The 26,168-nt window shown below is 60.8% G+C and carries 21 protein-coding genes; 14 read left to right on the top strand and 7 right to left on the bottom strand.

All coding sequences use genetic code 11. The annotated features are described in order from the left end of the window. Positions 1 to 12: 12 nt before the first annotated feature. From HB376_RS11570 to HB376_RS11560, 3 genes are all read right to left on the bottom strand, one after another. Entirely contained in the window at positions 13 to 1,761 is a 1,749-nt protein-coding gene (locus tag HB376_RS11570) for a PQQ-binding-like beta-propeller repeat protein (RefSeq protein WP_213763865.1), read from the bottom strand. A 645-nt stretch (positions 1,762 to 2,406) separates the two neighbouring features. Then, positions 2,407 to 3,270 carry a hypothetical protein gene (locus HB376_RS11565; protein ID WP_255631281.1) on the bottom strand — a complete coding sequence of 288 codons (864 nt, stop codon included), beginning with the start codon at positions 3,268 to 3,270 and terminating at the stop codon, positions 2,407 to 2,409. A gap of 55 nt (positions 3,271 to 3,325) precedes the next feature. Further along, positions 3,326 to 5,599, bottom strand: coding sequence for an alpha/beta hydrolase domain-containing protein (locus HB376_RS11560; protein ID WP_213763785.1), 2,274 nt, complete (start codon positions 5,597 to 5,599; stop codon positions 3,326 to 3,328). 349 nt (positions 5,600 to 5,948) lie between these two features. On the opposite strand from HB376_RS11560, the gene HB376_RS11555 reads away from it, so the two are divergent. Next, positions 5,949 to 6,614 (top strand): GntR family transcriptional regulator, encoded by a 666-nt coding sequence (locus HB376_RS11555; protein WP_213763784.1) that lies wholly within the window; start codon positions 5,949 to 5,951, stop codon positions 6,612 to 6,614. 315 nt (positions 6,615 to 6,929) lie between these two features. On the opposite strand, the gene HB376_RS11550 is transcribed toward HB376_RS11555, so the two are convergent. The 3 genes from HB376_RS11550 to HB376_RS11540 form a co-directional block, all read right to left on the bottom strand. Beyond that, a complete protein-coding gene (locus tag HB376_RS11550) occupies positions 6,930 to 7,871 on the bottom strand; it encodes an alpha/beta hydrolase (protein WP_213763783.1) in 942 nt (313 codons plus the stop codon). 139 nt (positions 7,872 to 8,010) lie between these two features. Further along, complete coding sequence (locus tag HB376_RS11545; protein WP_213763782.1) at positions 8,011 to 8,568, bottom strand: TetR/AcrR family transcriptional regulator; 558 nt, start codon at positions 8,566 to 8,568, stop codon at positions 8,011 to 8,013. A 222-nt stretch (positions 8,569 to 8,790) separates the two neighbouring features. Continuing rightward, the gene (locus tag HB376_RS11540; protein ID WP_213763781.1) at positions 8,791 to 9,390 is read right to left on the bottom strand and encodes a LysE family transporter; all 600 of its coding nucleotides are present in this window, start codon (positions 9,388 to 9,390) and stop codon (positions 8,791 to 8,793) included. An 863-nt stretch (positions 9,391 to 10,253) separates the two neighbouring features. Between HB376_RS11540 and HB376_RS11535 the strand changes: the two genes are divergently transcribed. Both HB376_RS11535 and HB376_RS11530 read left to right on the top strand, forming a co-directional pair. Further along, entirely contained in the window at positions 10,254 to 12,317 is a 2,064-nt protein-coding gene (locus tag HB376_RS11535) for a TonB-dependent siderophore receptor (RefSeq protein WP_255631280.1), read from the top strand. A gap of 38 nt (positions 12,318 to 12,355) precedes the next feature. Then, a complete protein-coding gene (locus HB376_RS11530) occupies positions 12,356 to 13,045 on the top strand; it encodes a PepSY-associated TM helix domain-containing protein (protein WP_213763779.1) in 690 nt (229 codons plus the stop codon). Positions 13,046 to 13,062: 17 nt separating this feature from the next. On the opposite strand, the gene HB376_RS11525 is transcribed toward HB376_RS11530, so the two are convergent. After that, on the bottom strand, positions 13,063 to 13,746 hold the full coding sequence (locus HB376_RS11525; RefSeq protein WP_218627226.1) for a methyltransferase domain-containing protein: 684 nt from the start codon (positions 13,744 to 13,746) through the stop codon (positions 13,063 to 13,065). Positions 13,747 to 14,005: 259 nt separating this feature from the next. Between HB376_RS11525 and HB376_RS11520 the strand changes: the two genes are divergently transcribed. From HB376_RS11520 to HB376_RS11470, 11 genes are all read left to right on the top strand, one after another. Beyond that, the gene (locus tag HB376_RS11520; RefSeq protein WP_213763778.1) at positions 14,006 to 14,983 is read left to right on the top strand and encodes a sugar-binding transcriptional regulator; all 978 of its coding nucleotides are present in this window, start codon (positions 14,006 to 14,008) and stop codon (positions 14,981 to 14,983) included. Then, positions 14,983 to 16,611, top strand: a complete 1,629-nt coding sequence (locus tag HB376_RS11515) for an FGGY-family carbohydrate kinase (protein WP_213763777.1) — start codon at positions 14,983 to 14,985, stop codon at positions 16,609 to 16,611. Before HB376_RS11520 ends, HB376_RS11515 begins: the two co-directional genes overlap by 1 nt. Then, positions 16,608 to 18,119, top strand: coding sequence for a glycerol-3-phosphate dehydrogenase (locus HB376_RS11510; protein ID WP_213763776.1), 1,512 nt, complete (start codon positions 16,608 to 16,610; stop codon positions 18,117 to 18,119). The genes HB376_RS11515 and HB376_RS11510 overlap by 4 nt, the downstream gene beginning before the upstream one ends. A 49-nt stretch (positions 18,120 to 18,168) precedes the next feature. Beyond that, a complete protein-coding gene (locus HB376_RS11505) occupies positions 18,169 to 19,101 on the top strand; it encodes a TIM barrel protein (protein WP_213763775.1) in 933 nt (310 codons plus the stop codon). 26 nt (positions 19,102 to 19,127) lie between these two features. Then, a complete protein-coding gene (locus tag HB376_RS11500) occupies positions 19,128 to 20,153 on the top strand; it encodes a dihydroxyacetone kinase subunit DhaK (RefSeq protein WP_213763774.1) in 1,026 nt (341 codons plus the stop codon). Next, positions 20,137 to 20,781 (top strand): dihydroxyacetone kinase subunit DhaL, encoded by a 645-nt coding sequence (gene dhaL / locus HB376_RS11495; RefSeq protein WP_213763773.1) that lies wholly within the window; start codon positions 20,137 to 20,139, stop codon positions 20,779 to 20,781. The genes HB376_RS11500 and dhaL overlap by 17 nt, the downstream gene beginning before the upstream one ends. A 117-nt stretch (positions 20,782 to 20,898) precedes the next feature. Beyond that, positions 20,899 to 21,555 carry a DUF2291 domain-containing protein gene (locus HB376_RS11490; RefSeq protein ID WP_213763772.1) on the top strand — a complete coding sequence of 219 codons (657 nt, stop codon included), beginning with the start codon at positions 20,899 to 20,901 and terminating at the stop codon, positions 21,553 to 21,555. Further along, positions 21,552 to 23,102 (top strand): sugar ABC transporter ATP-binding protein, encoded by a 1,551-nt coding sequence (locus HB376_RS11485; protein ID WP_213763771.1) that lies wholly within the window; start codon positions 21,552 to 21,554, stop codon positions 23,100 to 23,102. The genes HB376_RS11490 and HB376_RS11485 overlap by 4 nt, the downstream gene beginning before the upstream one ends. Before the next feature lie 26 nt (positions 23,103 to 23,128). After that, positions 23,129 to 24,226 (top strand): ABC transporter permease, encoded by a 1,098-nt coding sequence (locus HB376_RS11480; RefSeq protein WP_213763770.1) that lies wholly within the window; start codon positions 23,129 to 23,131, stop codon positions 24,224 to 24,226. Positions 24,227 to 24,251: 25 nt separating this feature from the next. Then, positions 24,252 to 25,253: a D-ribose ABC transporter substrate-binding protein gene (locus HB376_RS11475; protein ID WP_255631279.1), complete on the top strand. Its 1,002-nt coding sequence runs from the start codon at positions 24,252 to 24,254 to the stop codon at positions 25,251 to 25,253. 130 nt (positions 25,254 to 25,383) lie between these two features. Then, a complete protein-coding gene (locus HB376_RS11470) occupies positions 25,384 to 26,145 on the top strand; it encodes a triose-phosphate isomerase (protein ID WP_213763769.1) in 762 nt (253 codons plus the stop codon). Positions 26,146 to 26,168 lie beyond the last annotated feature (23 nt).

Genomic DNA, 26,168 nt, shown 5'->3' with positions numbered 1-26,168 from the left:
CGTATCTCAGCATTACTGTAGCAAGCCGAACACCGCAACGCCGTTCGTCGCTCCTACATACACCTTCCCCTCCGCGATCATCGGCGTGATGAACTTGTTGCCCGCGCCGAACTGGTCTCGCGTACCGGCCTGATTGCTGTTGTACAACTCGTGCGCAAGATTGGTCGAGTCGTATGCGTGAAGCGCCCCAATCGTGCCGTTTTCCGCCGCCCACACAATGCCGTTGCTCGTGCCGTTCGCCGAAACGGCCGGCGTCGCGCCGGGATAAGGAAACTGTAACGCGGTCTGCGAAGACGGTGCGGTGGCGAGCAGTGCGTTGGTGACAGGCAGCGCCTTGAGCGTATCGGTCTGACCTCCGTAATAGACGACATGGTTGAAGTACGCCGGCGAGCCCCAGATACCGTCAGCCAGGACGCCGATCAGCTCCTGCCAGATGTTGTTGGACGTCGGGCTGAACTTGCCCATGTTGTCGCGATCGACGACGTAGATATTGGTGTCCTTGCCCGCTCCTAGAGCCAGATGCTTGACCGTGCCGTCCGACGCGGTTTGATCGGGCAGCAGCATTGGTCCGCCGGAGCCGAAATCGCCGTCCACGTCGGATTCGGCTACGGTGTTATACATCGCGAAGTAGTCGGTTACGACCGGCGTCGGAAGAGCGGACAGCTTGACGAACGTGTCGCCAAAATCGCCATCGGATGGAAATCCCTGCGCGTTGAGCGTCGTGCCGAAGGTGCCGTTGCCGTCGATAAAATAGATCGATGTCCCGTCCGACGCCATGCCCGAGCCCGCCATCCAGATCGATCCCTTGGTGCCGTTTGGCGTAACCGGAAGCGCGCCGGTTTGCTTCAACGTATCGGCGCTATAGGCCATCAGCCAGCCGTTATAGTTGCCGGACATGCAGTGAGCGGTCCATCCCATGTAGATAGTGCCGTTGACCAGCGTCAGCGCTGAGCGTACGGTGTGCAGCGCCGGATTGAAGGTAAGGACGCCGTTCGCACCTTCCGAACCGCTGCCTGGATAGGTAGCGGCAATTTCGGTCGGGCCGCCGAACAGTTCAGCTCCTGTCGCAAGATCGATCGCGTGCAGGCGGTGATGGACGTTCCCGCTGCCGTCCGTGGTCATGGCGACGGCATATAGCGTCCCATTCGGACCGCGCGAGCGGTCGATGACCGGCGTCGACGTGATACCTATTTCTGGCGTGATGTCCGTGCAGCCGACGTCAGCGCTCGAAGATTCGCCCGCAGGCGCCAGCGATATTTGCCACAACGCGGCACCGCTGTCGGCGTCGTAGGCGTAGATGCTGTCGTGCTCCGTCACAACATAGACGACGTTATGCGCGACCGTGCCCATCGTGAGATTCGTCACGAATAGCGGCTGCCCGTCGACTTTGCCGTCGGCAGGAAGGAAGCGCAGCTTCCCGAACGTTGTGGAGTTGACATTGGTCAGCGTGAGCGTCGTTTCGGAGAGCATCTGGCCGGTTCGTGCGAGGTCGTTGTGGTGCATCAGCACGTCTGTCGCGTAGGCTGCCACAGCCGTTGGCGTCGAGCCGGTAGTCGTTCCGGCGGGTGTGGTCGTGCTCGGCGCGGGAGTGGCGGCAGGGGTTGTCGAGGCCGGCGTGGGTGTCGTGCTGTTTGGCGTGGTCGTGGACGGCGCGGGTGTCGTGCTTGGGCTCGCGGGCGTACTGCTGGCGCCACCTGCACTGGTGGTCGTGGTGGTGGTCGGGCTGTTGCTTGAGCCGCCGCCGCATGACCCGAGGCACACCGCTATCAGCAATTGCGTACATGTTTTGAACAGGTGACGCCGGGATGCTGGGCAAAAAGCGGATTTGCGTTGCAGAGATTTCATGGCGATTCTCCAGCGGCTGTCGAGCGGTCCAAAACACGTCATATCCACAGCGTGCAAGCGCGAATCGCTCGCTGCAGCCCAGCGTAACAACGCGAGGTACGGCGTCCTGCATCAGCAAGAAAAGCGCCTGAGGAGGCGGGACGTTCTCCTCGCTCTCTTGCATTGAACGGTTTTGTATTGAACTGCTGACGCAGTATGGGTTGCAGCGCCGAGGTCAGATGAATACCCAGTCCAAAGAGGCGTCTGAATTCAAAAGGTCAAATATCTGAACAATAAGGTCGAGCAAGATCTGCTGGAATGTCTGCCATTTAATATGATAAGTAATGCTTTGTATATTCGACATTCTCGTCGAAAAAGAAACCACCGACGACAAATTTAGCGCCTGGATTGATGGAGGTTCGTGACCTTTCCGCTTGGGGGATGGATGTGAAGGAGAGGTAAATAGCGCTGCGCGAGCGGCGTTGAAACACGCCAACTGCCACGCGTGGTGGTATCGGATAGAAGATGGAAAGGGTTCTCGGCGGCCTTCGTTGTGAACCTGCAGTCCGTTGTCGATCGGTCTTACCGCTGAAAATAGATCGCAACAAAACCAGGATTTGCGCTGGTCGCGCCGCTGGCCGGAATGCCTTGCTCAACGAGAAGTGTCTGCTTGGCAGCGTTCTGGAATACCTTCAGGCGAATGGTCTGCGGATTGTCAGCCTGGCTCGCATCGAGATAACCGGCGTCCGAGAGCATCGACCCGGCCTGTGTCGAACTGAAGCTTTGATCGACGATGGTAACTGTCGTGGAGGGGTTGCCGTCGAATACGTTATCGGAGAAGCTGCCGTCCGCATTGATCGTCAAGGTGGACGACGGCGACGGACTGCCTTCCGCTTTGGCTCCGCAGTTTTCCCAGCCATCAAACACTGCGGCGCTGGCGCCAAGAGCACTCCAGTTTGCATCGGGGATGGTCGATGCTGTCCAGGAGCCATCCAGCATCACAGCAACACTCTTGATGTTCACGCCGGCGTTGACGCCTGTCACCGTGCCAATACTGTTCGTTGGCGCAGAGATACAGGCTATGCCCGCGCCGGGAACAGTGCCCGGAAAATAGCTCGATACAAGCGGGGTGTTGCCGGCGGCAACAAGCGGCGCGGCCGCAGGACTCACGATCATGGCGTTCACGGTCGTTGTTGCCGGAACGAAAGACAATGATTGCGGAGTGACGCTGCCGAGCATCAAGCTGTCCTGATAGACGATTACGCTCGGCGTGGCCGGTGCGGGCGCACCGGGGTTCGCTGTGTCAGAACTGCCTCCGCCCCCGCCGCAGCCATTGAGCGCCATCATTGCGGCAGCGATAAACCCGGCGGCTGTGCGTCTTCTCGTTCCGGTCATCGCTCCATCCTGTTCATCGTGCGTGGTGGTCAGGAAGTGAGGAATCGGCATGAGGAGTCAGCCGTGACGCCGGGCGGCGCCACGATCCGGCTCCCTCATTTTCGCTTCAGGGCAAGGGCAACAAGGTAGGCGAAATGCTTGCGGCGTTGGCAACGAAGACGTTGTCGGCGTCGGCCTGCAACAGATAGCCCTGGCTCACGAGCGCATCGGCCGCCGCCGATACGGCAGCCTGGTACTTCGACCTGCTGGCGCCATAGAGCGTCGTAAGTGTGGCGCGGGAATCCGTCCCGCCTGCTTCTGCGGCAGCGTTCGTGGCTAACGGAATTGCCGCGCCGTTCGAGATGCAGCCGTCGCCTATTGCGTGGCCCAACCCGCGGTAATTCCAGCCGGTGTAGGTGGCGAGCGGCACGCTGACATCAGGTACGAGCACGCCGGTTGTCTCGTTGCCGTTGGCATCGACTTTCGGCACAAGAATGGTGTACTGCTGCGCGGTATTGACCACCGGCACGGCGTTGCTGTAGTCGGTCACGAACAGCTGGTTGTACTCACCGTTAAAGGTCAGTTGCAACTGGACTGGGGTGGCCGCCGGTCCGCTCGGTACAAAGACGTTCGTCAGGCTCGGAAACCCGGTAGCGGTCTGGGTTGGCGCTACAAGCGTGCCGGCTGCAACGGTCGGATACTGCGACGCCGGCGGCGGGGTGCCATTGGCGACCCAGTTCACAAGCGCGGGAATAAGCGCTCGCTCGATAGGCGTCTCTTCGACCGGTGAAGCCGGGAACTGGCACTGACTGCCGGTCGCAGGTACGACAAAGTTGCCCGTGGTTACCCCACTGCCGCCGCCGTGTTGCGTTCCTGGCACGAAGTAGTAACGAACATTGGGCGGGAGCTGGATGTCGTTGCCGCGCCCGTCGGTGACCACCAGCGACGCCGCGCCACCCCACCATTCGAACGCGCCGTCGAGTTGCATGATCTTCGGGCAGGTGTTGGTCGCCGAGCATTGCTTGAGCAGGCCATCCGTCGCGCCGCTGACGGGGTCGGTGAGTGTCGCGTAGGTGAATGGAAACTGGAAGCCGGGCATGAAATGGTCTTCATGCTGCTTTGACCAGCGGCCGGGCTGCGCGAATGCCGCGTTGGTCCACGTGCGGCGGGCAGCGGAGATGATCGGGAACATGCCGTCGAAAACGATCTTGCCGTTCTTGTCTACATTGAAACCCTCGTACAGAAAGTCCTTCATGAATCGGCCCGATTGCGAGATGCCTTCTCCAATAGCGATGTCGAAGTTGGTGTTCTGCGAGCAAGAGGCCGCGGCGCAAGGGGCAGTCTTCAGATCGTTGAGCGGATTGGCGACGCCCTGAGCATCCGTTGAGTCGTATCGAAGGAACGACACCAGGTCGCGCAATGCCGCGAAACCAATACCGTCGACGGTGGGCGCGGCCGCCATATAGACAAAGCTGTAGATGGTGCCTGCGTCAGGCGCGACACTCGAGCCGTTGGGTCCGGGCACGGTGGTCGGTGGCGTAAACGTCACTGAGTAATTACCCTCGTAGACATTGTTTGGTGTACTGACATAACTCCAGGTGGGTACGGATACCGATGGCGCCGTGTACGTCTGGAATCCACCGGGAATGCTGCCATAAGCTGTCAGCCACGACTGCCGCGCCGTAAACGTCACGGAAGTCTTGTCGTTCAGATTGGCGGGTGCATAGGTCAACGGGATGGTGGTGGCGGGGCCGCCCGCGTAGTCAGGGATAAACTCCTCGCGGCTCAGCGCCGTCATTAGCGTGCCATCCTTGTTGGTCGCAACCGGAAAGCTGGTGCCCAGGAGCCCGGCGCCGGCGAGCGTACTGTTGCCGGTGAGTGGAACATCGCCTTGCCAGCCGCTCCACAGGATGGTGTAGTTATTGCGCAATAGCGAGGGGAAACTGGACGTGGGGGCCGCGCCGGTATCGAGTGCGCCACCGCCAACGAACGAAGCGTCGCCAATTTTGCTGCCGCGGTTGACGACGTCATAGAACAGAACGCGGTTTGCGGTCGATGCGCTCTGGGGCCGCAGGATCACGACATCGGTCGCGTAGGCCACGTACCCGTCGGAGCCGACCGGCGCGTTCTTGATGTTCACGATACCGGCGTTGAGCGGATTGTTCGGATCAAGCTCGCCGTGCACGACGGCTGTAATGACCTGATAAGGGCCGGCTGCTCCGGCCGGCGTGGCGCCCCCGAAAGCGGGCGCGCTAGAGATGATCTGGAAGCTGTTGATAAAGCCCGCGCCCTTGTTGGTATTCGCCGAACCATTGTCGCTGTGCCCGCAACCACCGATCAACGCTACGCCCACACCTATCACACTCATTCCCAGTAGTACACCTACTGATTTTACTTTCATGATCAGTTTCTCCGAACATGGCCAGCTTCATGGAACAAAGATCTCGAATCGGATTGCGCTTAAGGACGCCCCACGTCCGCAAACGGAAAGGGATAAGCGACGCCGGTTTCGCATAGGCAAACGGGCGCCCGTTTCTGGCGAGCGCGAGCAAACTTGAAGGACACAATGAACCTCGGGAAGAGGACCATTGAAACCGTCGCAAAAGCTTTGTAAGCTGTGTGACGTTTAGAAATATATTTAAAGGAACCTTGTGTATTTATAATTCTCCCTACCGCATTCTCAACTATCGTTTACGCGTACTGTCTGGCCTTGAGTGCTCCGGCCAACCCGCAACCGTAAAAGGTCGATCATGACGAACAAGCTCACTCGCGCCGATCAGCTTCGCGAATCCATCGAGGAAGACATCGCAACCGGGGTCCTTCCGCCGGGCGCCTCGCTGGATGAATCCGAACTTACCGCGCGTTTCCAGGTGTCTCGTACGCCGGTTCGCGAAGCGCTTTTGCAGCTTGTTGCAGCCGGCATGGTAGAAATGCGGCCACGACATGGCGCGGTGGTGGCAAAGATCAGCTTGCATCGGCTGATCGAGATGTTCGAAGTGATGGCCGAGCTTGAGGCAATGTGTGGCCGGCTTGCCGCAAGGCGGATGAGCGCCGGGCAGCTTGAGGCGCTTGGTGCGGCGCATCTTGCCTGTCTGGAAGCGCGCGATTCGGACGATCCCGACGACTACTACCATTTGAACGAGCGTTTCCATTGCCTGATCTATGAGGGCAGCCATAACAGCTTCCTTCATGACCAGGCGAAGGCATTGCATAAGCTGCTAAGACCGTATAGACGGCTGCAGCTACGGGTGAAGGGGCGCATGACCTCGTCCTTCGACGAACATCAGGCAGTGGTGGACGCTCTCGCCAAAGGCGACGGCGAAGCAGCCGCTGTCGCGTTGCGCGGGCACATTGTGGTTCAGGGTGAACGCTTTGGTGACTTGATTGCGGCGCTTTCGCAGGTCAGCCATGAGTAGGAGGGGGTACACAGGGGGTTTTCCCGGGGCGCTGATACAGGCATACGGGTGAGATACATAGGTATTTTGTTCGCGGTTGTTTATTCGGTATACGAAGATAACGAGAGGCGACCTGCTTGAGTGGCGAACCTTGGTGCGATTCTCGGCGCCCTCTATATTGCGGTTGGCATCGCCGCTATCGCAGCGGTAGCGTCGGTGGATTGCTGTTTGATATTTACCAAAACTACAGCTTGTTCATCATGATTGCCGGAGGGCGGAAGGCCGCGCATCCCGTGTTAAGGCGCTCGTCGGGGGCTGTGGGGTGACTGGCTGGGATCAACGAAAGAAGGCGGTCAGTTCGGCGGCGACCGCTGCCGGTTGTTCTTCCGGAAGAAAGTGGCCGCAGAACGCGATCGTTCCGTCGTGAACGTCTTCGGCAAAAGCTCTGAGCGGAGCAGCCATGTCCGGAATGGACCCTTGGTCGGAGCCTAGCGCCAGCACAGGCATTTTCAATTTTCCCTTGGCGCATAGTGCGCGGTTCTGTTGCGCAGACAGGGCTGCGGCGCGGTAATAGGCGAGCCCTGCACGTAAGCCGCCATCTTTCTTGAAGATGCGCAGATATTCTTCCACGTCGGCGTCTGAGAACGACTCAGGGTTCGCGGTCTTTCGGCGTAAAAACCAGTCCAGATATTCGCGCTCCCGGCCGGCTATCAGTATCTCGGGAAGGTCGGGTAAGGCATGAAAAGCGAAGTGCCAGGTGCGCCATGCCCGCTCCGGGGCAATAGGCAAGGCGTCCGGCAAGGTGATGCCCGGAATTCCCGCATCCAGCAACGCGAGCCACCGGACTTCGTTGCCAAAAAGCGCTGCATAAGGATAGGCGACCCATGCGCCTACGTCATGGGCGGCCAGGAAATACTCGCTAATACCGAGCTGCTGAAGCAGGCCGTGAACCTTGTCTGCGAGACTCTGTGTGTCGTATCCGTGCGCAGGGCGGTCGGAGTCGCCCTGCCCGGGGAGGTCCAGGGCAACGATCTTATAGCGCTCGGCAAGCAGCGGCATGACCTTACGCCATGCGTACCAACTCTCCGGGAAACCTGCGAGCAGAACGACGGTGTTGCCGTCGGTTTTTCCGCCAGAAACATAATGCAATCTCACGCCGTTGACGGTTTCGAAACGATGCTCGAAGCCAGTCAACCTGGTGTCAGGCCGGGACGCCGGTAAAGCTTCGATCGTGCGGCGTGCAGGTTGTAATGCTGATTCTGTTTGCGGTTGCGTCATGAGTGATACTCCTTTTTTAAAGTGAGATCGGTTGCCGCTGCCACGAAGACCGATAGTGAGTGGCTGTCGGGTCCTCTAACGAGTGCGGGTTACAGTTCTATCTATATGGAAATAATCATTTCCTAAATCAGGAAATTTTTTAAGCAAGCAATCGCATGGCTTGATCGACTGCTGCGATCATGTCGGCGCGCGTGCGCCCGGTCTTGCCGATAACGCGAAAACCTTGCAACAGGCAGAGCAAGACCCGGGCGGTGGCTTCCACGTCTATGTCAGAAGGGATCGAGCCGTCGGATTGGCCAAGCTGGATGAGGGTGCGCAACGACGTCTCGACGCGCCGCAACGCCGTTGTCACCCGTGCGGCCATTTCCGAGTCGAAGGTTGCAAGCTCTGTTGCGCTACCTGCCACAAGGCAGCCGCGCCGCCCTTCAACGCCATGCGACGACTCCGCGTAAAAGGCGAGCGCGGCCCTGATCTTGTTGAGCCCGCTCACTTCGACTTCGAGCAATTGCTGCAGGCGAGCGTTGCGTCGGCTGGTGTAGCGGTCGAAGGCAGCGAGAAAAATCGCGCGCTTGTCGCTGAATGCCTTATAGATACTGCCGGCGGTGAGATCCATCGCCGAGCTGAGATCGGCGATGGACGCGGCGTGGAAGCCTCGTTCACGGAACGTCAGGAGCGCCCCATCCAATGCTTTCTCCATGTCGAACTCGCGAGGGCGGCCCGGACCGCGGGGGTGTTTTGGCGACTGGAGCAATGTCATATTGGACTTTAATAGGAAACGATCACTTCCCATATTAGGAAGTGATCGTTTCCTTGTCAATGGCTGACCTTCTATTTAAGCGCCGTTTTCGAACTGCCCGATGCTGGGATCGTGTCAATTGAGACGGCAAAGCGACGTGCGCCGGGCCTGAATTCGTGCCACTTAGTGCAATGCCGCCCACGCAAGAGACAAGGAAAAGGCAGCCAAGATGATCGACGCACAACGTTGCGCATGCACCGGACTGATCCGCATCAGGCGGCCGCTACCGAGTTCCGCGCCAAATGCGATCCACGCCAGACCGATTGGAATCAGCAGGATCGTGAAGATTGCCATCGCTTCCAGGTAGGCCGCCAAACCTTCGAACGCGGCCGCAGGAAAAATCGTGCCAGCGAACAGGATTGCTTTCGGATTGAGCAAGGTAGCGATGAACAACACGCGCAGGCCGATCGTCCCTTGCGCCGGCGAAGGAAACGAGTTCGCCGTGTGCCACATGCGGACCGAGAGGTAGGCAAGATATAGACCGCTCGCAATACGCAAGAGCGTTGGTAGCCCGGTTAGCGAGGTAGCCGCATGCGAAAGGAAATATCCCCAGGCTGAAATCGACACGAGATAGCCGGCGAATTCGGCGCCAGTCAGATGAGCCGAGCGCCGGACACCCGACCTCAGACCTGCGGTGGCGAGCAACGTGTTTGTTGGACCCGGCATGACCAGCACGATAACGCTACCTAACGTCATCAATGTGGCGCTTGAAGTTGAAAGCATGGATTGGCGGTAGGAGGGCTGGATTCAGGTTATCGGAAACATTGCGCCTTTCAGTACTGTGATAGCTGTGCGGAAAGTCTTCCTTCGGTTTGTATGTGCATTGTTTTGTGCAAAGCGGATCGAGAGGCTTTGGATATGTGGTCGCCGGGAAGCACCCTATTTGTGATTGTCGGCGATCTGGACCGCAATGTCGAACGGTCGAACTGAGCCGCCAGGGCCGCGATGACTCCGTGAAGAACAGGGGCGCGACCTTGGTCGAAGCCCCGCATGGCGCTGGGCGGGCAGCACGGTTCGGGCGGCTAAAGTACTTCAAGCCGATGACGGGCCGTACGCGCATGAGCGGGCTGTTCCAAAGCGTCAGGTATAAGCCATTAGATTCGGATTCCTATTTATTACTTTCCGGCATGGTGAATTGCGGACGCGACGGCCGCCGGGCTCAGCCAGCCATTTAAACAAGGCAATGGCACGGCACCGTCGGGAAGTTTCGAGAGCTACGGTGTGGGAGACATTGACATGCTGGTGCTCGCTTTCGACCTTTTCCCTGACTGCGGGCCATTGCTCGATGAACACATTGCACGCATCCAGTCTTGTGACGCAAAAGTATCACTTGATTTTTTAAATAAATACTAATATAAACGCGAATCATTCGTATTTGTTAAATGAATGGGAATGCGCATGTCGGCATGTTGGCTTGAACCGCCGGCATTCGGGATCGCGCTCACACGCTCATTCGGGGGTTTGTATATATGTGTCGCAGAAAAGGGGCGGGCAGGTGCTTGCCGCTTGGTAGAAAAAATAGAAGAGCTCCGCTCGTCAGTGCTTTGCTCGCGGTGGGCTTGTTTGGTATCTCAGCACGGCCTGCGATGGCCGATATAACCGGCAGCGCAGCAGTTCCCACGACTGATGAGTCCAACGCTCCGCAGCTTCCTCAGGTAACGGTCACCAGCCAGCGGGCACACGGTTTTGCGCCCGCATCCGTCGAAACGGGCCCGTATCGTGGAATGGATGTGCTGGACGTGCCCGCAACCGTGAATGTCGTGACGCGCAGCGTGATGGATGCTCAAGGCGACACCGGTCTTTACGACGCGTTGCGCAACGTGGCGGGCGTGACCCGCCAGCAACTCAGCGGTCTTGCTTACGATAACCTTTCCATTCGCGGCGTCCCGCTCGATAACCGCGCAAGCTTCTATTTCAACGGGATCCTTCCGATCGACAACAACATCTGGATGCCGATGGAGGACAAGGAGCGCGTCGAAGTACTGAAAGCGGCGTCCGCGCTCTACTACGGCTTTGCCGCGCCGGCCGGCATCGTGAACATGGTGACCAAGCGTGCCGGCACCGAGCCGGTCACGAGCGTGTCGCTGCTCGGTGATTCGCGAGGGTCGTACGGCACGCATGTCGACATTGCCCGGCGGTTCGGCACGGACGACCAGTTCGGCGTGCGCGTCAATGCGATGGATGAGCATGTCGAGACTCCGATCGAGGGTGATCACGGCTATCGAAAGTTCATCAGCGCGGCGCTCGACTGGCGTGTGAACAGCCGCCTTACACTGCAGTACGATCTCGAACACATCGAGACGAGTGTTGTCGAGCAGGCGGGTATCGTGCCGCTCGCGGCGAACAAGCAGGGCGTCATCTCTCTGCCCGGTATTCCGAATCCGAACAAACTGCTGTCGGGTGCCGGCTATCCGACGCGTTCAAGCGCAGACACGAATCTGTTCCGCGCCAACTACGCTTTATCGGACAACTGGAGCGTGAACCTCGCCGTAGGCGAGTCGATCACACGGCGCGACCGCTGGAACTGGGTCTTCCAGAAATACAACGTGACAACGGGTGCCGGCACCGTGCAGGCCACCCAGCAGAATGGCCAGCGGTATCAGAACGAGACGGTCCGCCTTGAGACGAATGGCGTGTTCAAGACCGGCTCGATCAGTCACGACCTGACGATGGGTGTCTCGCAGGACTGGATGTATCAGCCGAATTTCACGTCCTACACATTCACTGCACCGCAAAACCTTTACAACCCCGTCGACATCGCCGCGCTGACGCCAAGCGGCACGCCAAAGCAATTCTTCGCGCAGCATGTCCGCAACGGTGGCGCCTATGTGTTCGATCGGATCGACCTGACTTCGCGGCTGCAATTCATCCCGGGGCTGCGGCAATCCGAATACATCACGTCGCAGGCGGGAACGCCCAACTCGGACATCAGCAGGACGACACCCTCTGCAAGCCTGAGCTTCAGGGTGACGCCAAACACCAGCGTCTATGCGAGCTACGTTGAAGCGTTGGAGTCCGAAGGAAGCGCACCCGCGACCGCCGAAAATGCCAACCAGATCCTGCCTGCCGGCGTCAGCAAACAGGAAGAAATCGGCGTGCGGACCCGGGTCACGAACAACATGCTTGCGTCGCTGGCGTTGTTCAACCTGCGTCAGCCATCGGCCGATACCAATGCCGACAACGTCTTCGTGACGAACGGCAATGCGCGGTATCGAGGCGTCGAATTTTCACTGCAAGGGGATCTGACGCGCGATCTGTCGGTCATCGCTTCCGCGGTCTATCTTGATGCGACGCAGGTCGATTCGCCCGATCCGACGCTGGTAGGCAAGACACCTGAAAACGCTGCTCACGTCACAGCGAGCCTGTTTGCCGACTACCGCATACCAGCCGTCGCTGGACTCTCGATCAACGGCGGCCTGTACTACATCGGGCCTCGCGCCGTGAACGATCTCGACCAGGCCTCGATCGGCGGCTATACGTTGTTGACCGCCGGCATGCGCTACACGACGCGCATTTTCGGCAAGCGGGCGACGATCCAGGCGAACCTCGAAAACGCGACCAACAAGCGTTACTGGAGCGCAGTCGGATCGAACCAGATCGGCGTCGGCCTTGGGCGCACGCTCGAGCTTAGTTCGACATTCGATTTCTAGCGCTTCGCGCCTTCCCCCAAGCAAACCCGGACGAAACCATGCACGCAAGCACACTGAAAACCAACGTCGAACCGGCGGCGGGACCCCAAGACAGGGCGCAGAAATCGCGCTCTCGCCGCAGCACCTTCCTTAAGTGGCTGCGCCGCGTCCACGGCTGGATTGGATTGTGGGGCGCGGTACTTGGCCTGCTCTTTGGTGTGACAGGGATTCTCCAGAATCATCGCGCGACGATGAAGATCAAGGTCGGCGGTCCCAGCGTATCGACGATCCAGGTCGCCATTCCAACGCCGCCGCCGAAATCGCCTAACGAGCTTGCGCAGTATCTACAGGCCGAATTGAAGCTCGACCGGCCTGCCGAGCGAGTGACGCGTGAAAAGGCTAAACCCGTTACGTGGGGCGACCAATCCGTGATCCAGCCCGAACACTGGGTGGTCCGCTTCATCGCGCCGCATTATCTGGTAACGGCGGATATGTGGAAAGGTAGCAACCTTGTCAGCGTCGAACGCCGTGATCAGGGTTTGATAAGCACTCTTGAAGGCTTGCACCGCTCCGAAGGAGCCGGTGTCGGCTGGATCCTGTTTGCGGATTCGATCGCGGGCAGCCTCATCCTGCTGTCGCTCACCGGCGTGCTGCTCTGGACCGAGCTCACTCGACGCAAAACGATTGGCGCCTCGATCTTTGTCGTGTCTCTCATGACCATGATCGTATTGGCGTTGCAGTCCGTGTAGCGCGTAGTTGAGGTCAGTCATCCAATCCGATGCGCACGAAACACAACGGATGCTGGCCTCCGAGTTCGCGGGTCTATCGGTTCTTGCAGTGCGCGAAGCGTCAGTCCGCTAGTCCCTATGAGTTCGAGCCACGTGCCCAATGTCCTGAAGTACCAGGGCGGGGCATCGCTGAATTCGGGACCAAACCCTGCCCATGAACCTGTCCGCCAGCCGTCGACGTACGGCAGATCACCGCACGAAATAAGCGGATGCAGCGTTTGTACGATCAAGGCCCCATCCGGCGTGAGCAACATTGGAATGGTCCGCAGCAGACCCTCTACCGATTCCTTGCCGAGCAATGAGAAATTGCAGACCACGACATCGGCGCCAAGTTTGAGCCGCCCTTCTGCAATCTCTTCGTAAGACATCACGCGGCTGTCGATCACGCCCGCCTGCTTCGCGGCAAGGGCTAATGCCGGCACGCCATCTATTGCCGTTACCTCGATCCCATTCTGCTGGAGCGCAAGGGCAAGCCAGCCTTCGCCACAACCGATATCTATAACGGTCTGCGGTCTGCACGCGAGGACCGCGTCCAGGATTGCGCGATCGGTCACCAATCGGCGGCTCTCGATTTCGCCGACACGTACCGCATTCGTCCAGGGCGAAGCGTTCCGCTTCCATGACTCGATTATCTTGCCGTCGCTCAAAGGGTCGATGTTCATCGCTCGTCCATCCGTCATGTCGAGCGCAAATCATCCCACGCAGCCGGCCTGTTCAAACGGCCATCAAAAAAATCCCTAAACCGCGCCATTGCAGCCTGGACCCTCGATCCAGGCGGCCAAGCTTTCGGGAACATGACGCATATCGAGTAAGGGTTATAGCGGATGGCAACCGAGCATTTGCTTGCTATCCTTGGCAAAGATGAAATAAATTACAGCAGACGAAAAAAAAATCACTTTTCGTTTTGCACGTGGAGAAGACATGACGAAATCCGCCGACAGGCGTGATGCCGAAGACAGTCTCGCTATCAGAGCGGCGTGGTTGCATTACGCCGCGGGGCAGACGCAGGCCGATGTCGCCATGCGCCTTGGGGTAAGCAACGTCAAGGCGCATCGGCTTATCACGCGCGCCAACCAGAGCGGCGCGGTGAAGGTCACGATCGACGGCGACGTGGCGGAATGCGTCGTGCTGGAAGCGGAAATTGCCGATCGCTACGGGCTTGCGTATTGCGAGGTGGTGCCGGATCTGCACGAGGTTGGCCTGCCGCTGCGTGCTCTTGGTGTTGCCGGAGCGCACTTCCTGCAACGCGAGATCGCGGCTCGCCAAGGGGGGGTGATCGGCATGGGGCATGGCCGTACGCTTGCGGCTGTCGTGGCCGACATGCCGCGCATGGATGCCGGCAAGGTGCGGTTCGTGTCGCTGCTGGGCGGGGTCACGCGCAACTACACGGCGAATCCGTACGACGTGATCCACCGTCTGGCGGAAAAAACCGGCGCCGTGTCTTATGTGCTGCCGCTGCCATTTTTCGCTAATACGGCTGAAGACCGGGAGGTATTGCTGTCGCAGCGCGGCGTGCGCGAGGTGTTCGATCTGGCCGCGCATGCGGACCTGATGATCGTCGGTATCGGCACCGCACAGCCCGACGCGCAACTCGTTGCGTCGCAGATGATCGAGCCAGCAGAAATTCACGAAGTGCGCGACATGGGTGGCCTGGGCGAGGTGCTCGGTCACTTTTTCGATCACGCCGGAAAATCCGTTGAAACATCGTTGGCTGCGCGCACGGTGGCCCCCAATCTCGCTGATCTGACCGGCCGGCGAATCGTCGCCATCGCGGGTGGCGCTGAAAAAATAGAGGCGATCCGTGCCGTTCTGAACAGCGGCCTTCTCAGCGGGTTGATCACCGATGAAGCCACTGCCCTGGCGCTGAATGATGGAACACTCAGCGAGGAGGCAGCGTGATGGCTAGCGTCGGACGCGATCTCCTGGTCGGTATCGACGCCGGCACCTCGGTCATCAAGGCGGTGGCCTTCGATCTGGCAGGGCGGCAGATCGCCGTTGCATCGGTTCCTAACCGCTATACCACGAGTGCCGATGGCGCAGCCTTTCAGTCGCTGGACCAGACCTGGGCGGATTGCGCGCAGACGCTGCGTGATCTTGGCGCCAAGGTCGAGGGCCTGGCACGGCGCACCGCGGCGGTGGCGGTGACGGGGCAGGGCGACGGTACCTGGCTGGTCGGCGCGGACAACAGGCCCGCGAGCGACGCCTGGCTATGGCTGGACGCGCGTGCCGCGGATACCGTGCTGCGGCTACAGGGCAGCGCGGCAAGCCGTGCTCGATTCGAGGCCACCGGTACCGGGCTGGCGGCGTGCAGTCAGGGCGCGCAGATCGCGCATATGGCGGCAACGACGCCCGACGTGCTCGACCGCTCCGAAGTCGCGCTGCATTGCAAGGACTGGCTGTATCTCAATCTCACCGGGGTGCGCGCAACGGATCCGTCGGAGGCGAGCTTCACTTATGGCAACTTCCGCACCCGGCGCTATGACGACTCGGTGATCGACGCCCTCGGGCTGACGGCGCGGCGTGGCTTGTTGCCCGAGATTGTCGATGGCACCGAGCTCACCCATGCGCTGTCGCCTGAAGCCGCGGCGGCAACGGGCCTGCTGGCTGGCACGCCGGTGTGCCTGGGGTTCGTCGACATCGTGCTGACGGCGTTGGGCGCGGGCATCCATACCGCTGGTGCCGTCGGCGCCACCTGCTCGATCATCGGGTCGACGGGAATGCATATGCGTGCAGTGCAGAACAGCGACGTGTACCTGAACGACGAGAGCACCGGGTACGTCATCGCGCTGCCAATACCAGGTATGTCGGCGCAGGTTCAGTCGAACATGGCTGCGACCCTGAACGTCGACTGGGTTTTGAATCTGGCATGCGACCTGCTCGCGGAATTCGGCACGCAGCTATCGCAAGTTGATCGGGTGAAACGCATCGATGGATGGCTGCAAGCCGGCCGTCCGGGCGCGCACCTTTACCACCCCTATATCTCCGACGCGGGCGAGCGCGGCCCGTTCGTCAACGCCAACGCGCGCGCCAACTTCATAGGACTCACAAGCGAAAGCCGTTTCCCGGATTTGTTGCTTGCCGTAGTCGAGGGGCTCGGGATGGCCGCGCGCGACTGCTACGCGGCAATGGGCGGCGCGATGCCGGCGGAGTTGCGCCTGACCGGCGGTGCGACCCGGTCGCGTGCGGTGCGTGCGGTGCTCGGCGCGGTGGTCGGCGCTCCGGTGCGAACGTCCACGCGCGAAGAGGCGGGCGCGGCCGGTGCGGCCATGATGGCAGCGGTCGCGCTTGGCGTTTATCCCGACATGCAGGCGTGCATCGCCGATTGGGTCACGCCGCTGTTGGGACCGGTCGAGACGCCCGATCAGGACCTTGTGATGACCTACTCGCAGGCGTTCCCTGTGTACCGGGAGGCGCGACGCGCTTTGGAACCCGTGTGGGATGCAATGGCACGGCAGGCGAGGGGCAGGAGTCATCTCGACGCCCTTGGCGCGGTCAGGCAAGAAGTCGAACGGAGGGTGGTGAGATGAGCGACAGCCAGATGGTCGACCTGTTCGTCATTGGCGGCGGCATCAACGGCGCGGGCATTGCGCGCGATGCCGCGGGCCGCGGGCTGTCGGTGATCCTGTGCGAGAAGGATGACCTGGCGCAGGGTACCTCGTCGCGCTCGGGTAAGCTGGTGCATGGCGGGCTGCGCTACCTTGAGTACTACGAATTTCGGCTCGTGCGCGAGGCGTTGATCGAGCGCGAAGTGCTGCTCAACGCCGCGCCGCACATCATCTGGCCGATGCGTTTCGTGCTTCCGCATAGTCCGGACGATCGCCCGGCGTGGCTGGTTCGGCTAGGCTTGTTTTTATACGATCACCTTGGCGGGCGCAAGAAGCTGCCGGGCACGCGAACCCTCGACCTGCTGCGCAGTCCCGAAGGCGCGCCGATCAAGGACCAGTACCGCAGGGGTTTCGAATATTCCGACTGCTGGGTCGATGACGCGCGCCTCGTGGTGCTCAACGCGGTGGATGCGGCGCAGCGCGGCGCGCAGGTGTTCACGCGCACAGCGTGTACCTCGGCGCGGCGCGAAGGTGGCGCGTGGCGCATCGAGTTGCGTAACACGCGCACCGGCGCCACACGTGTGGTCACCGCCCGGGCCCTGGTCAATGCCGCGGGGCCTTGGGTGGCCGATGTCATCGAGCGCGTGGCAGGCGGTCATTCGACCCGCAAGGTGCGGCTGGTCAAGGGCAGCCATATCGTCACGCCGAAGTTCTGGGACGGTCCGCATTCCTACCTGGTGCAGAACCATGACAAGCGCGTGATTTTCATCAATCCCTACGAAGGGGACAAGGCGCTCATCGGCACCACGGATATCCCCTGGAACGGTGCGCCGGAAAACGTGGCGATCGATGAAGCGGAAGTCGACTACCTGCTGGCGGCGGTGAATCGTTACTTCAAGCAGCCGCTGCGGCGCCAGGACGTGGTGCAGACCTTCTCGGGCGTGCGCCCGCTTTACGACGACGGCAAAGGCAATCCTTCAGCGGTGACGCGCGACTATGTGTTCGATCTCGATACCACTGGCGGCGCGCCTCTGCTCAACGTCTTCGGCGGCAAGATCACGACTTTTCGCAAGCTCTCCGAGCACGCGTTGCAACACCTGCGGTCGACTTTTCCCGACATGGGGAAAGACTGGACGGCCACGGCGACGCTGCCCGGCGGTGAGATCGAGAACGCCGACGTGCCGCAATTCATTGCGCGTTTGCAGCGCGAGTTTGCCTGGCTGCCGCGGGCTTTGATGCTTCATTACGCGCGAACCTACGGTGCACGCACGGCGCAGGTGATCGACTCCGCCAACTCGGTTGCCGATCTCGGTCGACAGTTCGGACCGAATTTCTACGAGGCGGAAGTGCGCTACCTCATGACGAATGAGTGGGCCGAGACGGTGCCGGACATCCTGACGCGGCGCACCAAGCACGGACTGCACATGAGTACTGAGCAAACGGCTGCGTTCGGTGCCTGGTTCGACGGCCTCGACAGAAAATCCGCCTGAGCCGAGCCACGATCGATCCACCTACAACACGAGACAACACGAGACGAAAATGGCTTTCACGCTCGCACTCAACACCAACCCATTGGTGAATCGCTTCGCCGAGCCGGATGATCTCATCGACGCCATCGCGTACAAGATGAAGATCCGCGACGTGCAGCTCACGCACGAGTTCATCAACCCGTCGTGGCCCGCTGCAGTGACGCGACGTCTGACGCGCCAGATGCGCGCGGCGATGGCGCGAACCGGCGTGCGGATCACCTCGGGCATGACCGGCCCCTACGGGCGGCTCAACCATTTCGGGCATCCGGATGCCGACGTGCGGCGCTATTACGTCGACTGGTTCAAGACATTCGCTGACATCACCGCCGATCTGGGTGGCAATTCAATCGGCACCCAGTTCGCCATCTTTACCTACCGCGACTACGACGATATCAACCGGCGCGAGGCGCTGATGCAGACCGCCATCGATTGCTGGGCCGAGGTCGCCGAACACGCCAAGGCCGCCGGGTTGCAATACGTGTTCTGGGAGCCGATGTCGGTCGGGCGCGAGTTCGGCGAGACGATCGCTGCGTGTTTGGCGCTGCAAAAACGGCTGAGCGCTGCAAACATGGCGGTGCCAATGCGGATGATGGCCGACATAGATCACGGCGACATTACCAGCGCGAACCCCGATGACTTCGATCCCTATGCCTGGGCACGCGCGGTGCCGCGCGTCTCGCCGATCATCCATATCAAGCAGTCGTTGATGGACAAGGGGGGGCACCATCCGTTCACTGCCGAGTTCAACGCGCGTGGCCGTATCCAGCCCGCTCCGCTGATCTCAGCGCTTCAGGAAGGCGGTGGAAAGGATAACGAAATATGTCTGGAGTTGTCGTTCAAGGAACGCGAACCGAAGGATCGACAGGTCGTCGAGCAGATCGCTGAATCGGTGGCGTTCTGGGCTCCGCATTTCGATACCGGCGTTTCCGACCTGAACATTTGAAGGACGTGACTGCGATGCAAGGCGCGATGACACAGAAACTGATCAACGACGGCAATGCCGCCGTCGACGAGATGCTGGACGGCGTGATGGCCGCTCACGGCGGCTTGCTGCAGCGCCTCGACGGTGCGCCGCGTGCGATCGTCGCGCGCCACGGACCGCGCCCCGGAAAAGTGGCGCTGGTGATCGGCGGCGGGTCGGGGCACGAGCCGACTTTTTTGGGTTTTGTCGGCAAGGGATTGGCCGACGCAGCGGCGGTCGGCAATGTTTTCGCCTCGCCGCCGCCGCAACCGGCTGTTGATGCTGCGCTAGCCACGCACGGAGGTGCCGGGGTGCTGTTCATGTACGGCAACTATGCCGGCGATGTGATGAATTTCGACATGGCCACCGAGTTGCTCGAGTTGGAGGGCGTCGAGGCGCGCACGGTGCTGACCACCGATGACATTGCCTCCGCGCTGCGCGATCAGCGCGAACAACGACGCGGCGTGGCAGGCAACGTGTTCATTTTCAAAGCTGCCGGTGCGGCGGCCGATCTGATGATGTCACTGGACGAGGTGGAGCGGGTGGCGCGTCACGCCAACGCCCGCACCTTCACGTTAGGCGTAGCGCTTGCGCCGTGTTCGTTGCCTCAGACGCGGCGCGCGAATTTTGACATCGCCGCGGGCGAGATGGAAATCGGCATGGGCATTCACGGCGAGCCGGGGATGCGCCGCGAGGCGCTACGTCCAGCCGATGCCGTGGTTGACGAGATCATGGACGCCATCCTGGCTGAGATGGGCGCGGCGAAGGGAGACCGCGTGGCGGTGCTGGTGAACTCGCTTGGCGCAACGCCGCTGATGGAGCTGTACATCATGAACCGCCGCGTCTCGCAGCGATTGGCCGAGGCTGGGTTGATCGTGCATCGCACGCTGGTCGGGCCGCTGTGTACATCGCTCGAAATGGCCGGCGCCTCGATCACCCTGATGCATCTTGACGAGGAACTGCAGCGCTTGCTGGATCATCCGTGCAAGTGCGCGATGTACCAACAGGAGGCTGGCGATGCTGACGACCGGTGACATTGCGCGCTTGTTCCGCCAGCTCGCGGAAACCATTGGCGCGGCGCGAGATGAGCTGTGCCGGCTCGACGGTGTGATCGGCGATGCTGACCACGGTATCGCGATGGCGGACGGATTTGCTGCGGCATCCTCTGCGATTGATGCGCTGTCTGAGGAAGCCACGCTTGCCGATCAATTCAACGCGGCGGCGAAGGGATTCCTGAACGCGGTCGGCGCGTCGTCGGGGCCACTTTACGCCACCGCGTTCATGCGTGCGGCCAAGGCGGCTGGAGCACGCGCAGAAATGCCGATGATCGAAGCGCCGACGCTGATCATAGCGATGGCCGAAGGCATCCGGTCGCGTGGCAAGGCGGAGCAGGGCGAAAAGACCATGGTCGACGTCTGGACGCCTGCCGCCGCAGCGGCGGAGCAAGGCATGGCGAGCGGGCTGCCGCTGCGCGAGATCATGACGCGGATACGCGACGCAGCAACGGAAGGCGCTGAGTCCACCAAATCGATGGTAGCGACCAAGGGGCGATCGGCGCGGCTCGGCGAGCGCAGTCTTGGACATATCGATCCGGGGGCGGCGTCCGCGACGATAGTACTCAATGTGATCGCTGAAGATTGGGGGCAACGTGGCACAGCATGAACTGACAGACGACAGGCGTGACCGGGACAGTAAGCCCTTATGCGCGGTGGACGCGGAAGGATTCAGCACCACGCCCGCTTTGCATTTCCGTAGTTCAGAAGGTCAGGAGGTGTTCTCATGAGCACAATTAGCCCAACGATAAATCGTCGCTCCCGGCGCGGCGTTCGCGCAGCAATCGCCGCAGTGCTGGCGGTGATTCTGATCGTAGCGATGGCCTTGAGCACCAAGGCCGTGAAGATCGGGTCTGCCAGCGATACGCAAGTCAAGACTTTCGATCCCGCTGCCTACGGCGAGGCGCAATTTCCAAAAACACAGGCGGCCATCGAGAGTCGCGCGGTCAGCGCCGACACACTGGCCGCGGCAATCGCCAAGGACCAGGACGCCGCCGGCAAGCAGTACGGCGTGGCAGGCGGTGGCATCGGCCCTGAAATCTCGGTCAAGTTCGACGGCGTGGCAGGTAGTGAGGACAGCGGGATCTATACCGTGAAGGTGCCGAACGTGCCTGACTCGGTGATCATCCGCGTGCAGACCGGCCCGGCGATCAACGGCACCGACTTGCGCGACGCAACCGGCACCATCAGCTTTGAGCAATTCACCAACCAGATCGACTATCAGAACGCCGGATACGCGATCAACACGGCGATGAAAAAGGCGGTGCTGTCGAAGGTCGATGCGGCCAAGCTGACGGGCAAAACCATCTCCGTTGTGGGCGTCTTCCAGTTGATCAATCCGAATGGCTGGCTGGTGACGCCGGTGAAGCTGGACGTGAAATGAGCACCCTGAACCAACCCTCCCAAACCCAATCTGCGGCCGGCGAAGTCCTGCTGTCGGCACGCGACATCGTCAAGTCGTATGGCGGCGTGCATGCGCTGAAGGGTGTGAACTTCGACATCCATCGCGGCAAGGTCACCACTTTGTTCGGCGAGAACGGCGCGGGCAAATCGACCTTGATGAAGATTCTCGCCGGAGTGGAGAGGCCCACATCGGGACATATCGAACTCGATGGTCAGCGCGTCGCTTTTGCTTCGTCAAACGATGCGCGCGATCACGGTATCTCGATCATCCATCAGGAGTTGAGCCTCGCGCCCAACCTCAGCGTGCGCGACAACATCTTCATGGGCCGGGAACTGCGCTCGGCGACCGGCGTGAACTTCGCTGAAGAAGCACGGCAGGCGCGGGCCCTGATGGCCGATCTCGAGGAGGAAATCGACCCGTTGACGCGCGTGCAGGATTTGCGCCTGGGCCAGCAGCAGGTCGTCGAAATTGCTCGCGCGCTTTCCGTGCAATCGCGCATCCTCATCATGGATGAACCGACTTCAGCGCTGAGCGCGTCCGAGGTCGAGGTGCTGTTCAAGGTGATCCGCGACCTGACCAGCCGCGGCGTGTCGATTGTCTACATCTCGCATCATCTCGAAGAGGCGCTGCAAATCACCGACTACGCGGTGGTGTTGCGCGACGGCAGGATGACGGCAACGGCCGAAGCCCGCGATATCGACCTCGCATGGATCGTGCGCAACATGGTGGGAGAGAACTTCGACCTCGGCTCGCCGCCGACAGGCTACGCGTTCGGCAACGTAGCACTGGCTATCGAAGATGTCAGCGTTGCCGATGACGCCGGGTCCGGCATTTCCGTGGTCGATCATTTGTCACTCGACGTGCGTGCGGGCGAGATCGTGTGCATCTACGGATTGATGGGGGCAGGGCGCACGGAACTGCTTGAGGCTGTGGCCGGCCGTTCAGCGGTGACCGGTGGAAAGGTCCTTCTCGAAGGCGAGGACATTGCCCCCTTGAGCATCGCCGGGCGTATTGGCAGGGGCCTTGTGCTGGTGCCGGAGGATCGCCAGCGCGATGGCCTGGTGCCGACCATGAACGTCGGCGCCAACCTGTCGCTCGCGAGCATCGGCACCTTCGTCAGAGGGTTGCTGCTGTCCTTCTCCCGCGAGCGGGCGCTCGTCGATCAGTCGATCCGGAACGTTCACGTCAAGACGGCGGGCCCGGGCGCACCTATCGGCTCGTTGTCGGGCGGCAACCAGCAAAAGGTTGTCATCGGCAAGATGCTCGCCACGCGTCCAAAAGTCATTCTGCTAGACGAACCCAGCCGTGGCATTGATATCGGCGCCAAGGCAGAAGTCTTTCGCCTGCTCAGCGAGAGTGCCACGAAAGGCCTGGCCGTGGTGTTCTCCACGTCCGAAGTGGGTGAATGCTTGAGCATCGCACATCGCATCGTCGTCATGCGCCGCGGCAAGATTTCCGCCGAATTCGGCACCGATGCCACCAAAGACCAGATCATGGCCGCCTCCGGCGAAGCCGTGGTGATCTGATCATAGAAATGCCTGGAGACCTGAACATGAACGACTCCGCCAAAACTTCCACGTCAACTCGCGCCAGCCGGTTCGGCGACGGTTTCGACATCGGCAAGATGCTGCTCGAAGGACGTGCATTCTTTGCGCTGATCGTGATCATCATCGTATTTTCGTTTCTCTCGCCGTATTACTTCGCAGTCGAAAACTTCCTGACGATGGCCTCGCATGTGGCCATCTACGGTATCCTCGCGATCGGCATGCTGCTGGTGATCATCAACGGCGGAATCGACCTGTCGGTCGGGTCCACGCTCGGCCTGTCCGGCGTGGTCGCGGGGTTCTTCCTGCAGGGTGTGACGCTGAACCTGTTTGGCGTCGTGCTGTATCCGGCGGTCTGGGTCGTGGTGGTGCTGTGCTGTCTGCTTGGCGCCTTCATCGGCCTGGTTAACGGCGTGCTCATCGCGCGCTTCAAAGTGCCGGCGTTCGTCGCCACGCTCGGGGTGATGTATGTGGTACGGGGACTTGCTCTCCTGATGACCAACGGCCTGACCTACAACAACCTGGGCGGCCACGCGGATCTGGGTAATGTCGGATTCAACGGGCTCGGCTTTGACCGTCTGTTCAATGTCCCCGTCGGCGTCCTGATCCTCGCGGTCATCGGGATCTTGGGCAGCGTCATGCTTACCCGTACGGCCTTCGGTCGCTGGCTCTACGCCTCCGGCGGCAACGAGCGCGCAGCCCAACTCTCCGGCGTTCCCGTGAAAAGAGTGCAGATCAGCGTGTACATGATGTCCGGCGTCTGTGCCGCCATCGCCGGGTTGATCCTGTCCTCGCAGCTCACGTCCGCAGGTCCGACGGCCGGCACGACCTATGAACTGACGGCCATCGCCGCCGTGGTGATCGGAGGCGCGTCGTTGATGGGCGGCACCGGCAACATCCGCGGAACGCTGCTCGGCGCCTTCGTGATCGGTTTCCTGTCCGACGGTCTCGTGATCATCGGCATTTCCTCCTACTGGCAAACGGTGTTCACCGGTGCGGTCATCGTGCTCGCGGTGTTGCTCAACGCCATTCAATATCGCCGCCGTGTCAAGCGTCCTGCGCCGACCGCCGGTCAACCCACTTCTCCACAAGGCGGCAAGGCCTGAGCCGCGCCACCGGACCCCGAGAAGAATGTCTTATCCCGACGCCATCACTAATCAAAAAAGGAGACTTACCATGACAACCAAGAGAAGAACCCTGCTGCTCACCGCCGCCGTCGCCTTGGCTGCGCCTTTGTTCGCAAGCCAGGCTCATGCAGCGGGAGGGCTCGTGACCATCATCGTCAACGATCCCTCGAACCCCTACTGGCTCACCGAAGGCAACGTTGCCGCCGCCGAAGCGAAACGGCTCGGATACACCGCGAACGTCGCGGCTTCGAAGGGCGACACCAACGCCGAGAGTCAACTGATCGACACCGCCATCACCAACAAATCGGTCGCGATCATTCTTGATCCCGCGAACGCCAGCGGGTCCGTTGGTGCGGTGAAAAAAGCGGTGGCCGCCAATATTCCGGTTTTCCTCGTCAATGCCGAGATCAACCAGGAGGGCCTGGCCAAGGCGCAGCTCGTTTCCAACAACGCACAGGGTGCGGCGCTGGGCGCGCAGCAATGGGTGAAGGACGTCGGGTCGAAGGGCAACTACGTCGAGCTGCTCGGCTCGCCGTCCGACAACAATGCCGCCACGCGTTCCAACGGCTACACGTCCGTGCTCAGTCAGTATCCCGATCTGAAGAAGGTCGGATCGCAAGTGGCTGACTGGGATCGCACCAAGGGCTTTAACGCCATGCAGAGCCTGTTGCAAGCGCACCCGGACATCATTGGTGTGATCAGCGGCAACGACGAGATGGCGCTGGGTGGGATTGCCGCGCTGAAGCAAGCGGGCAAACTTTCGAGCATCAAGGTAGGTGGTTTTGACGGTTCGCCGACGGCGGTTGCAGCGGTCAAGGCCGGCGAGTTGCAGTACACGGTACTGCAGCCGGTTGCCACGTTTTCGGTCAAGGCGGTGCAGGAGGCCGATCAGTTTCTGAAGACCGGCAAGACGGGCGCCAAGACTGAAAAGCAGCTCTTCGATTGCATTCTTATCACCAAGGCCAATGTGGATAAGTACACCTCTGCATTTACGCTTTCGAAGTGATGCTACGGCTTGAACCCGCAGCGCGCCGAAGGGCGCTTGCGGTTTTTCACCCTGCGCGCCGGGGTAGTCCGACTTACCCCGGCGCGGCGTGCAGCAGCACCAGTTCGTGCATCTGATTGACGACATCATCATGACCCATTCCCCTTTCTGGATCGGTACCAGCTGGAAAATGAACAAGACCCTGGCGGAGGCGCGCGCTTTCGCCGAGGGTCTGCTTACCGGCACCGCCGACCCGCGGATGCAGCGCTTCGTGATTCCGCCCTTCACCGCGATCCGCGAAGTCAAGGCAATACTCGCGGATACCACGGTGAAGGTCGGTGCGCAGAACATGCACTGGGCCGATCATGGCGCCTGGACCGGTGAAATCTCACCGTCGATGCTGGTCGATTGCGCCATGGATCTGGTCGAACTCGGTCATTCCGAGCGTCGCGAACATTTTGGCGAGGCCGATGCCACGGTAGGACTGAAGGTCGAGGCGGCGGTGCGCCACGGGTTGACGCCGCTGATCTGCATTGGCGAGACGCTTGCCGATCGCGAAGGCGGGCGAGCAGCCGACGTTCTGGCTGCCGAAGTACGCGGCGCGCTGGCTCGATTGAAGCCGGAACAACACACGGCCCCGATCCTGCTCGCGTACGAGCCGGTTTGGGCTATCGGCGAGGGCGGCATACCGGCCAGTGCCGACTATGCCGATGCTCGGCAGGCGGAGATCATCGCGGTGGCGCGAGACATTCTTGGCCGCCGTGTACCGTGCCTTTATGGCGGCTCGGTCAACCCCGGCAACTGTGCTGAACTCGCTGCTTGCGAACATATTGACGGACTGTTCATTGGGCGCTCTGCCTGGGACGTGAATGGGTATCTGGACATCCTGGAGCGTGTCAGGGCGGTGCTCTGAGCTGTCCGCATGCGTGGAACTTC

This window comes from Caballeronia sp. dw_19, assembly GCF_018449515.1.
In the GTDB taxonomy this organism is placed as follows: Bacteria; Pseudomonadota; Gammaproteobacteria; order Burkholderiales; family Burkholderiaceae; genus Caballeronia.
This window is presented reverse-complemented; position numbering and strand designations above follow the sequence as displayed.